The organism is Roseivirga echinicomitans, from assembly GCF_001592935.1.
GTDB lineage: Bacteria > Bacteroidota > Bacteroidia > Cytophagales > Cyclobacteriaceae > Roseivirga > Roseivirga echinicomitans.
In genome coordinates this window covers 613,067-624,670 of record NZ_LRDB01000001.1, presented here as the reverse complement: position 1 = coordinate 624,670, position 11,604 = coordinate 613,067, and the positions used below count along the sequence as shown (strand labels likewise).

General features: G+C 43.8%; 7 protein-coding genes. 6 read left to right on the top strand and 1 reads right to left on the bottom strand.

All coding sequences use genetic code 11. The annotated features are described in order from the left end of the window. Positions 1-279: 279 nt before the first annotated feature. Together AWN68_RS02660 and AWN68_RS02655 are read left to right on the top strand one after the other, a co-directional pair. Positions 280-3,000, top strand: a complete 2,721-nt coding sequence (locus AWN68_RS02660; RefSeq protein WP_221405693.1) for a glycoside hydrolase family 3 protein — start codon at positions 280-282, stop codon at positions 2,998-3,000. Then, entirely contained in the window at positions 3,001-4,158 is a 1,158-nt protein-coding gene (locus tag AWN68_RS02655; protein WP_068411065.1) for an alpha-hydroxy acid oxidase, read from the top strand. It begins immediately after the preceding gene. Between the two features lie 223 nt (positions 4,159-4,381). Here the strand turns inward: AWN68_RS02655 and AWN68_RS02650 are convergent, their stop codons facing one another. Further along, complete coding sequence (locus tag AWN68_RS02650) at positions 4,382-5,761, bottom strand: AlbA family DNA-binding domain-containing protein (protein ID WP_068411062.1); 1,380 nt, start codon at positions 5,759-5,761, stop codon at positions 4,382-4,384. 92 nt (positions 5,762-5,853) lie between these two features. Here AWN68_RS02650 and AWN68_RS02645 point away from each other — a divergent pair, with 92 nt between their 5' ends. The 4 genes from AWN68_RS02645 to AWN68_RS02630 all read left to right on the top strand — a co-directional run bounded on the left by AWN68_RS02645 (position 5,854) and on the right by AWN68_RS02630 (position 11,596). Beyond that, a complete protein-coding gene (locus AWN68_RS02645; RefSeq protein WP_084362733.1) occupies positions 5,854-7,257 on the top strand; it encodes an alpha-L-fucosidase in 1,404 nt (467 codons plus the stop codon). Between the two features lie 11 nt (positions 7,258-7,268). Continuing rightward, positions 7,269-9,086: an alpha-L-fucosidase gene (locus AWN68_RS02640; protein ID WP_068411056.1), complete on the top strand. Its 1,818-nt coding sequence runs from the start codon at positions 7,269-7,271 to the stop codon at positions 9,084-9,086. 89 nt (positions 9,087-9,175) lie between these two features. Further along, positions 9,176-10,000 carry a formylglycine-generating enzyme family protein gene (locus tag AWN68_RS02635; protein WP_068411053.1) on the top strand — a complete coding sequence of 275 codons (825 nt, stop codon included), beginning with the start codon at positions 9,176-9,178 and terminating at the stop codon, positions 9,998-10,000. Between the two features lie 48 nt (positions 10,001-10,048). After that, entirely contained in the window at positions 10,049-11,596 is a 1,548-nt protein-coding gene (locus tag AWN68_RS02630; protein WP_068411050.1) for an arylsulfatase, read from the top strand. The last annotated feature ends 8 nt before the right edge of the window (positions 11,597-11,604 follow it).

The window sequence follows — 11,604 nt, the reverse complement described above, 5'->3', positions numbered from 1 at the left end:
ATATCTCTTATTCTTGTATGCCCGAGGTACACTGTGGAAAACAGGGTACAGCGTGCAAGATTGGAGTACATATGCAAAACCTAGCAGAATGTGCTGTCCCTCTCCAAGGAGAGGGATAAAAGGGTGAGGCCTCTCGGAGGTTGTTATGAAGCACGTCTATCTTTAATGCACCTCATTCATTTATTCTGGGAAGTAAACTGTCGGGAAACCAGAGCACCCACCATCGAGTAAATATCCCAACTCATTTCCGTAAATTGACCCTTTCAGCAAGCCCTATCCATGGCAAAAGAAGGCGAAAAGTGGAGGGCTAATTTTTTGAATTACGAGAATAAAAAACCAATGTACAAAAAGCGAATTTTCAGTTTAATCATACTTTTCCAGGTAGTGGGCATATCACTATTTGCCCAAAAATATCCATACCAAAATGCCAAACTTCCAGTGGAAGAAAGGGTTTCTGACCTTCTTTCAAGAATGAGTTTGGAAGAAAAGGTACGGCAGATGGACATGTACAACGGAGCAAATATTAAGGAAGGAGAAGCCTTTTCACTCGCGTTGGCCAAGGAATTGATCGGAGAAAAATTGGGTGCAGGCGCGGTACACGATTACTATCCGAAAGACGCCAAAGCAGCCAATCAACTTCAAGAATTTATCATCAAGAATAACCGCTGGGGAATTCCCGCATTACTCATGTCCGAGTTTTTGCACGGCTATATGGGTGAGGGCAGTACTGCTTTCCCCATGAATATTGGCCTTGGCGCTACTTGGGACAAAGCCTTAATGGAAAAGGTGGGGCAGGTCATTGGCACCGAAGGCCGGGCGCATGGCGTACATTTCGGTTTAGGCCCCAACCTCGATTTGGGCAGAGAACCACGCTGGGGAAGAATTGCAGAAACACTGGGAGAAGACACCTACTTATCTGCCGAACTTGGTACCGCCTTGATCAAAGGCATCCAAGGAAAAGACTTGAGTTCTGACCGCTCGATGGTAGCAGAACCCAAACATTTTGCCGCCCACGGATCTCCACAAGCGGGAGGAAATGCGGGCCCTGTTTTGTTGGGAGAAAGATCCGTAAGACAGGATTACCTTCCCGTATTTAGAAAAGCATTTATGGAAGGAGGCGCTTTGGGCACCATGGCCGCTTACTCCGAAATTGATGGAATTCCCAATGCCTCGAATGAATGGCTGATGACCGAAGTGCTCCGAAACGAATGGGGCTTTAAAGGCATCGTGGTTTCTGACCTTGGCGCGATTCGCTTTTTGCAGAGCAGCCACAAATCCAGCGACTCTCCTAAAGAATCCATCCGGCAAGCCATTTCTGCGGGCATCGACATGCAGTTCTACGATTTCCCAAATGAGGAATTTCAGCAAACCATTATAGAATTGGTGAACGAAGGATCGCTTGATATTTCTAAAGTGAACAGAGCGGTATCAGGGGTTTTGAGATTGAAATTCTTGTTGGGCTTGTTTGAAAATCCATATACAGAACAAAGACTTATTGACGAAAGAAATCACAGTCAGGAAAACCAAAACCTGGCCTTAGAAGCAGCTTTGAAATCGATGGTGTTGCTCAAAAATGAAGGTGATTTATTGCCCCTAAGTAAAAACTTAAAGAAGGTCGCGGTGCTTGGCCCATTGGCCAATGAGTCCGTTTTGGGTGGCTATTCTGTAAAAAACAAAAAAGCCATCACGGTTTATGAAGGGGTGAAGCAATTGCTCGGAGCGAATACGGAAGTAGTGTATTCCGAAGGTGTCCCCCTTATTTATAAAGGTCAACCCATTCCGATGGCCAACTTTAAAACCAAAGACAAATCGCAAAACGGATTGAATGCCACATTCTTCAACAATAGAAATGTAGAGGGCGAACCTGTGCTCACTAGAATTGACAAGCAAGTCGCGTTTGAATGGCCGGGCTCTCCGGGCGAAGGAGTGGGTGAAGATCACTTCTCTGTTACATGGGAAGGCTACCTTCAGCCAGACCAATCATTTAGCGGATGGTTAGCCGTCAGTTCCGATGATGGCGTAAGGCTTTGGGTAGACGACAAACTGGTGATTGACAATTGGGAAAAAGGAGCGACAAGCATCGAAACTGCGCCAATGGATTTTGTGAAAGGAAAGGAATACAAAATCAGGATGGACGTATGGGAAGGTGGTTATGGCGCCAAAGCTTATCTCAACTGGAACATGCAAAAGCCAGATTTGACGGAAGCGATCGCGCAGGCAAAATCATCAGATGTCGCCATTGTGGTGGTCGGTGAATCGAATGAACTAGTAGAAGAAAATAAAGACGTAAGCAGCCTAGAACTCTATGGCCTTCAGAAGGAATTCGTAGACGCCATTCTTGCTACTGGAACCCCAGTGGTATGTGTTGTGCTCAACGGTCGCCCCTTATCCATTAACAGTTTAGATCAGAAAGTGCCTGCCATTTTAGAGGCTTGGTTTCCTGGAGAAAAAGGAGGCTTAGCGGTGGCACAAACCCTATTTGGAGACTACAATCCTGCGGGTCGTTTGCCTGTTACGGTTGCTCGTAGTGTTGGCCAACTGCCAATGTATTACAGTGCCAAACCCACCAGAAACCACCGCTATGTCGATGAGAAAATTACACCCCTCTACCCTTTTGGCTACGGTTTAAGTTATACCTCTTTCGATTATAAGGACCTTCAGATTACGAATCAAGGAGAAGGAACAATTCACATCGAAGTAACGGTGACCAACAACGGAACTCAAGCGGGTGAAGAAGTCGTACAGCTTTATCTAAGCGACTTGATCAGCTCTGTAACCACAGCAGTAAAAGAACTCAAAGGTTTTCAACGGATCCACTTCAATGCTGGAGAAAGCAAACGTGTAAGTTTTGATTTAAAGCCTGAAGACCTTTCCCTTTGGAACAGGAACATGGAGCGTGTAGTTGAAGCGGGCAAGTTCCGAGTAATGGTTGGCAAAAATTCGGAAGAAGGAACGAGCGACACTTTCACGGTGGAATCATTGATCAAACTGAAAAATTAAATGGGAGCAAATTGGTCATATAATAAGAACTACCCATCGATGGATGACCTTCGCCATAAGGCCAAAAAGAAGATGCCCAAATTTGCCTTCGAGTATTTGGATGGGGGTTGCAATGAGGACGTCAATTTACACCGCAATACCTCTGAAATTAGGGAGCTCAGTTTGGTGCCGAAATACTTAGCGCCATACAAAAGCAGCAGTCTAAAAACCGAGCTTTTTGGTCATGAATATGATGCTCCTTTTGGTATTGCACCCGTGGGCTTGCAAGGTTTGATGTGGCCCAATGCGCCAGAAATTCTAGCCAAAGCCGCCTTCGAACACAATATTCCTTTTATCCTCAGTACTGTCTCCACAAGCAGCATCGAGCGCATATCAGAATTGACAGAAGGCAGGGCTTGGTTTCAACTTTATCATCCAGCCAAAGAAGAATTCCGTGACGACATTTTGAAACGCGCGGCCGCAGCGCATTGCCCAGTTTTAGTATTGCTTTGCGATGTGCCCACCTTTGGTTATCGCCCAAGAGACATTCGTAACGGGCTTTCGATGCCGCCTCGTCTGACCATGAAAAATATCGCGCAGGTGATAACGCATCCCCATTGGGCATTCCAAACGCTCAAACATGGCCAACCCAACTTCGCAACACTCAAACCTTATATGCCTAAAAATTTGGGCCTAGGCGGACTGGGTGGATTTATGGATCAGATGTTTTCTGGCCGATTGAATGATGATCGCATCAGCCGAATTCGTGACCAATGGAAAGGAAAAATCGTGCTGAAAGGTGTAGCCAGCGAAGCAGACACCGAAAAGGCAATCGCACTGGGTTTGGATGGCATCATTGTTTCCAATCATGGAGGAAGACAACTGGACGCAGGGGAATCGACCATCAAACCTTTGACCAGAATTGCAGAGAAATACAGTGGTCAAATCAAAATAATGATGGACAGCGGTATGCGTTCAGGCCCTGATGTAGCCCGGACTTTAGCCTCTGGTGCCGAGTTTACTTTTATGGGCCGAAGCTTTATGTATGGTGTTGGGGCTTTAGGCAAAAAGGGAGGAGATCATACCATCTCCATTTTAAAAACCCAATTACAACAAGTGATGGAGCAGATCTGCTGTGAGCGTATTGAAGATCTTCCAGCACATTTACACAAGGCCTAAAATCTAGGATAATTTGTGTTCAAAACTTCCGAATAAAACTTCCGAATAATTTATAGCCAAGTTTTTTCTTTCCACTATTTTATTAAAAACGCACTGCATTACGGCACTACGGTATTACAGAAGCACAATATTACGGTAATGGCTTTTCTATGTAGAGTCGAAAAAAAGGAATAGAGCTTCCGATAAAACTTCCGATAAAAACTTCCGAATCGTGACTAAGCTATCAGTTATCAGCTTTAAGAAACTGAACTCCTTTAGAAGTTAGGGTATAAACACGATCCTTTGTTTCTCCAATCATGTTTACATAACCGTGCTCAACCAGAATTTGTAAATCATCTCGAATCGCCCTACTTGAAAGCTCAAGTTTCTCTGACAGTGTATTCACAGAAAATGCTTCCGCTTCGGCAAGCTCTTTCATTATAAATCGAAGTTTACTAGCTCTTTTACTAATAACTCCTAGTTCATTTCTCAACAAATCAAGCCCAGAAATTCGACTAAAACGTAATGAAAAGAATTCTGAATATTCAAATTGAATCTCAGGTAAGTTACCTTTCTGCATAAGCTTTCTCATTCTGCTAATGCCAGTGCCCATTTTCTCAATATAGTTTGCCTGATTAAGTAAAGCGCAAATATTGGGGTTTCTGGCCAAGCTCTTTTTCCCGAAATCTTTTTCCGACAGCCCTTTTGGTAAGCCCCCTGGGTTCGAAATCTCGATCATATCATCAAAAACTTCAACCATTACATTTGCCCCCTTTTCAAAATAGTCCCTATGGGCAATTGCATTAACGATGGCTTCCCTCAAAACAACTTCAGGAATTTCTAAAATTTCCATTCTGCGAGTACCTGATATTTCAACCCTATTCTTAAGATGCGTTTTTAAGAATAGGATAGCCCCTTCAATGTTTGAAATTAAATCGCCCGATAATTCCTTCTTATCGAGAATCGTAGCCTTGTCATTGCCCTGAAATCTAGCACATACTACATTGGAATGTGGAATGTACTTGGTGGGAGTTTTGGTGAAAAATAGCACACCAGTATGAGTGAGGTAGGCTTGGTCATCAACAAACTCTAGAACACCCAGATTGGAAAGTATATCAGCGTCCTCGATACTCTTAGAAATGTTCTTAAGGGATAAAAAATGATTTAGTTTTTCTGAATCAAAGATTTCTTCGAAAGGATATTTTTTGAATAATAACTCGTCAAATTTTATCCTTCCCTCACTTTGAACAAACTTAATAATCTGAGCAGTATTCATTTTTTCAGAACTACTCCCTGCTCTTAAAAAGAAGCCTTTCGTACAACGATAGGGTTTGTCATGCCCCTCCTTCACTTCAATAATCAATATATTCTCAAAGGTTTCTAGCTTTATGTCAACAGGGGGATCGCAGGTTGAAGCGGCTTGTTGTATTTGAGACCTCAGGTGATTGGTCGCTTCAATGCCCGTAACTTTGCCATCATCAGAAACTCCAAGAAAAACCCTCCCTCCTGATCCATTCGCAAAAGCCACCAGCTCTCGTTGCAAATCACTATTCAGGCTTGATTTAAATTCAGCCCTATAACCTTCTCCTTCTTGAAGAATCAATTGAAGTTCTGCCTTTGTCATTGGTTGAATATAATAAAAGGAAGTAAATTAACTGCTAAAGTATTCGGCCACAGTTACCAAATACCTCTTCATTCTTATTAACCCTTACCAATATGTCGAAAAAGACGCTTTCCTGCTTTTTTCTTGCGCTGCTAATGGCTTCATTTTTCGGCTGCCAAGGTGGTGACCAAAAAATAGACGAGCCGAACGAAGAAACCCGAATGGATTGGTGGCGCGATGCCCGCTTTGGTATGTTTATTCATTGGGGGCTCTACTCCATCCCTGCGGGAGAATGGAAAGGGACAACCAACCATGCAGAGTGGATCAGAACCACAGCCGAAATTTCGTTGGAAGAGTATGATCAATTTTTAGATGATTTCAATCCGGTGGAATTTGATGCAGAGGCTTGGGTGAAAATGGCCAAAGATGCGGGAATGAAATACATCACCATCACCAGTAAGCACCACGATGGCTTTGGTCTCTACGATTCTAAAACCTCGGATTTTGATGTGATGGCCACCCCTTTCAAAAGAGATATTCTGAAGGAATTGGCCGATGCCTGTGAAAAGGCGGGCATCAAACTTTGCTTCTATCATTCCATTATGGATTGGCATCATCCCGATTATTTGCCAAGAAGAGGATGGGAAAAAAACCGCTCTACTGAAGGCGCTGAATTTCCGCGTTACGTGGACTATATGAAAAATCAGCTGAAAGAGTTGCTGACCAACTATGGTGAGATTGGAGTGCTTTGGTTTGATGGGGAATGGGAAGACACTTGGACACATGAAGAGGGTGTGGAATTGTATGATTACATCCGTAGCCTTCAGCCGAATATCATTATCAATAATCGAGTGGACAAAGGCCGACAAGGCATGCAAGGCTTAACGGCAGAAGGTAATTTTGTTGGAGATTTTGGAACCCCTGAGCAAGAAATTCCTGACACAGGTTTGCCCGGTATCGATTGGGAAAGCTGCATGACCATGAACGACCATTGGGGCTACAATAAAAATGATGATAACTGGAAATCATCTGAAGAGTTGATTCAAAACCTAGTGGACATCGCTTCCAAAGGCGGTAACTTCTTGCTAAACATTGGCCCAAAAGCAGATGGCACTTTCCCTCAAGAAAGCATTGAAAGGTTGGCTGCAATTGGCAATTGGATGAATGTTAACGGAGCGTCTATTTACGAAACCCAAGCAAGTCCATTCGAGCATTTGGATTGGGGGCGCGTAACGCAAAAGCAGATCAATGGAGGCACCAGACTTTATTTACATGTTTTTGATTGGCCAGAAAATGGAGAACTCAGACTCGGAGGCATTCGGAACGAGGCCATTCAAGCAAGCTTACTTTCAGCAGCCTCCACTCAACTGACCATCAGAAGAGATGAGGATGCTTTAGTCATTGAGCTCCCTAAAATTTCACCAAATGAAATTGATGAGGTGATTTATTTAGATATTAAAGGGGAACCCGACATGATATTAGCGCCTATGAACGCTGACTCAATTTCAAATCATTAACTAGCAATTCAGTGAAGGCTAATTTCATTTTCAAGTCTATTTTCCTTTTACTTCTCTTTCTTAGCGGAGGTCAACTTTGCGCTCAAGAAAAGCAATACGAAGCCACTTGGGAATCTTTGAAATCAAAGCCTTATCCTGAATGGTTCAAAGAAGCCAAGCTTGGAATTTTCATTCATTGGGGTGTTTATTCTGTACCTGCCTACAGTAATAAGGAAGATTACGGAGAGTGGTATTTGCGTGGGCTGATGCTGAACGATTCGCTCCGCACCTCCTACATGAAAACTAATTATGGCGAAGATTTCACCTACAAAGACTTTGCTCCCTATTTCAAAACCGAACTTTTCTACCCTGATGAGTGGGCCGAACTTTTCAAAAAAGCAGGTGCTAAATATGTGGTCATGGTTTCTAAACATCACGATGGCTATGCCATGTGGCCAAGCAAATATGCACCCAATTGGAACAGCATGGAAGTAGGGCCAAAAAGAGATTTAGTGGGCGAACTAAGCACCGCAGTAAAAAAAGCAGGCCTCCACATGGGCCTTTATTATTCACTCCCCGAATGGAACAACCCCCTCCACCGTTGGGATACCGATCCTCATAGAAATATTAAACCCTACGTTGATCAACATATGATTCCACAGTTCAAGGAATTGATTTCTACTTACAAACCAGACTTGGTTTTTGCCGATGGCGAGTGGTTCAACTCGGCTGAAGAATGGCATTCTGCCGAACTGATTTCATGGTATTATAATCTGGTTGGGCCAAATGCCGTGGTGAACAATCGCTGGGGAGGCGGAAGTCAAGAAATTGGTTTTCTTACGCCAGAATATAGCTCGGGCATCACGGAAACCGAACGTCCTTGGGCCGAAGTCCGTGGTTTAGGTCGCTCCTTTGGGCTCAACCGTTTTGAGAAGTTGGATGCCTATATGACGGGCGAAGAATTGATTCACTTCTTTGTAAAAGCCGTAGCCAATGGTGGTGGAGTAATCATCAATGTTGGGCCAAAAGCTGATGGCCAAATTCCACTATTGCAGCAAGACCGATTGATGCAGTTAGGCCGTTGGTTAGAAATTAATGGGGAAGCCATTTATGGCTCCACGGCTTGGGAGAAAACGGGAGAAGAAAAACCAGTGAGCCTTCAACGAGTTGATCCGAATATTGATTTTAACTGGGTCAGAAACACACCTGGAAATCCGATCAAAGAAGACAACTTTACCGCTACATGGACGGGATTTATTCAACCTGAGTTTTCAGAAGAATACCAATTCGAGGTGCAAGCCGATGATGGCATTCGCGTATGGATCGACAATCAATTGGTACTGAGCAAATGGGAAGGCGCACCCGCAGGAGCCGAAGGTTTTGTAATGGGCAACAATAACCAGAACAAAGAACAAGGCAGTATTCAGCTCAACGCTGGAAAACGCTATGCCATCAAAGTGGAGTATTTCGAAAAGCAGCAAAACGCCAGTGCCCGCCTTTATTGGTCGAGCAAAAGCACTGAAAAGCAGATCGTTCGTTCTTCCAAATTATACACTTCTGCAAAAGGAGAATCACATGGCTTAAATGCTGAATATAAATCTTTGCAGCAGCACATTGCCTTCACTCAAAACAATGGAAATGTATATGCCATTGCTATGGAGTGGCCAGATGATCAATTGGCCCTGACGGTAAAAGCGCCTTCAAAAAATGCCAAAGTGAGCCTTTTGGGTTATGAAGGAAATCTTGACTGGAAGTACGAAAACGGAAAAATGATCATCAACACAGGTGACATTAAATTCAGCCAAGTAAAAAGCAAAGAGGCTTGGGTATTCAAGATTGAAGATTTCTGAAAGCCATACTCTCTTTTTCATATCTTGTTGATTAAATCACGCTCGCAGTCATCTTTTTACAAACCGTAAACACTAGCCTTCAAAAGCAAATGAGGAAAATTAAGGGACATAAACTACTTCTTGCCAGCTTCATTTTTGCAACCTCGATAATCTTGGGCTGCTCAAGTCCTGAGTATATTGAGCCTCCAGAAGGCATGCAATACATTCCAAAAGGAAAATCAATCCCTGCGTTTTTTATGGATAGCTCGCCTGTAACGGTCGCTCAATTTCGTGCCTTTGTAGAGGCCACCGAATACATTACCGAAGCCGAAAAATTTGGGAACGCTGGAGTCTTTACCATTGAGCAAAACTGGTTTCTAGAAGACGGTGCCGACTGGCAATATCCACAAGGGCCAAATGCTGAAAAAGCCAATGACGATCATCCTGTTACCCAAGTATCTTATAATGATGCACTGGCCTATGCCAACTGGGCTGGAAAAAGGCTTCCCTCTCAAGCCGAATGGGAACATGCTGCAAAAGATGCGGATAACATCAACACCATTTACAATTGGGGCGACCAGCTCGTTGTGGAAGGAAAATACATGGCCAACACTTGGCAGGGTTCATTTCCCTTTGTCAACCTTAACAAAGACGGTTTTGGACTTACTTCGCCTGTAGGCGCCTTTGGTAAAACCAAGCTTGGCCTTACCGATATGGCGGGCAATGTTTGGGAATGGACCAGCGATTGGTTGATTCCTTACGGGGTCAAACCAGAAAATTTTGTACCGAACCAAACCAGTCAGAAAATATTAAGAGGAGGTTCCTTTCTCTGCGAACCAAGCTTTTGCCATGGTTACCAAATTACTGGCACCAGCGAATCAACCCCTGAAACCAGCTTAATGCACACAGGCTTTAGATGTGTAAAAGATATTTAGTTACCGTAGATCGCCCTAAATTATAAATCAATTCAACCTTAATCAGCCATGAAACACCTCCTCGCCTTATTGTTTATAACCGCCATTTGTTTTAGCTGCGGAAAGTCAGAACAAGCTCCTTCTAAACCCAATATCATTTATATTTTAGCCGATGACCTTGGCTATGGTGAACTGGGTATTTATGGCCAAACCAAAATCCAAACGCCCAATATCGATGCGCTGGCCAAATCGGGCATGATGTTTACCCAGCACTATTCTGGCGCTCCCGTTTGCGCCCCTGCGCGCTATATGCTGATGACTGGGAAACAACCGGGTAAAGCTTACATCCGTGGTAATGACGAATGGGCAGAACGAGGTGAGGTTTGGGATTATGAAAAAGCAGTGAATGACCCTAATCTAGAAGGTCAACGACCTATTCCCACAAGCACTGTCACTTTAGGAAATGTATTGCAAAATGCTGGATACAAAACAGGCATTGTTGGCAAATGGGGTTTGGGCGCTCCTTTGTCAGCGTCTATTCCCAATAACATGGGATTCGATTTCTTTTACGGCTATAACTGTCAACGCCAAGCCCATCAGCTGTATCCAAAACACCTCTGGAAAAACGAAGAAAAAGTATGGTTAGATAATGACTTGGTAAAACCTAGTCAGAAGTTGGCTGCCGATTTAGACCCAATGGATTTGGCCAGTTACGACATGTTCAACAAGCAACCTGACTATGCGCCAGCCTTAATGCAAACCGAAGTGCTCAACTTTATTGAACAAAATAAGGATGAGCCGTTCTTTATGTACTATGCTACGCCAATTCCACATTTACCCATTCAGGTGCCGCAAGAATACACCGACCGCTATGTGAAATTATGGGGAGAAGAAGAACCCTATGTGGGCGACAAAGGCTACTTCCCGAACCGTTATCCAAAGGCAGCTTATGCTGGAATGATTTCTTACTTGGATGATCAGGTAGGCGAAATTGTAGCCAAATTGAAGGAGTTAGGCCTGTATGAAAATACGCTCATCGTGTTCACCAGCGATAACGGACCCACCTATACTGGCGGAGTAGACGCGCCCTATTTTGAAAGCGCATCTCCTTTCGAAACTGAGTATGGCAGAACCAAAGGCTTTACTTATGAAGGAGGAATTCGCGTACCAATGATTGCCGCTTGGCCAGGCCAAATTGAAGCGGGTGCTAAAACCAATCATGTTTCTGTGTTTTGGGATGTAATGGCCACCGTGGGCGAACTTACCAATACTGAAATACCAAAAGAAACTGATGGAGTGAGCTTTCTGCCCACCCTAACGGGCAAAGGAATTCAACAAGACCGTGAATATTTGTATTGGGAGTTTCCTGAATACAACGGTCAGCAGGCCATACGAATGGGCGATTGGAAAGGCATTAGAAAAGACATCAAAAAAGGGAATATGGCCATTGAACTTTATAACCTCAAAACTGACCCTGCCGAGCAAAACGACATTGCTGCGCTACATCCTGACATCATCAAACATATGGAGGAAATTATGATCAAGGAACATACCTCTGCCAAACTCGACCGTTTTAAAATGACACAACTGGGCGATGTAATGACCGAAGGAAAATAATTGCTAAA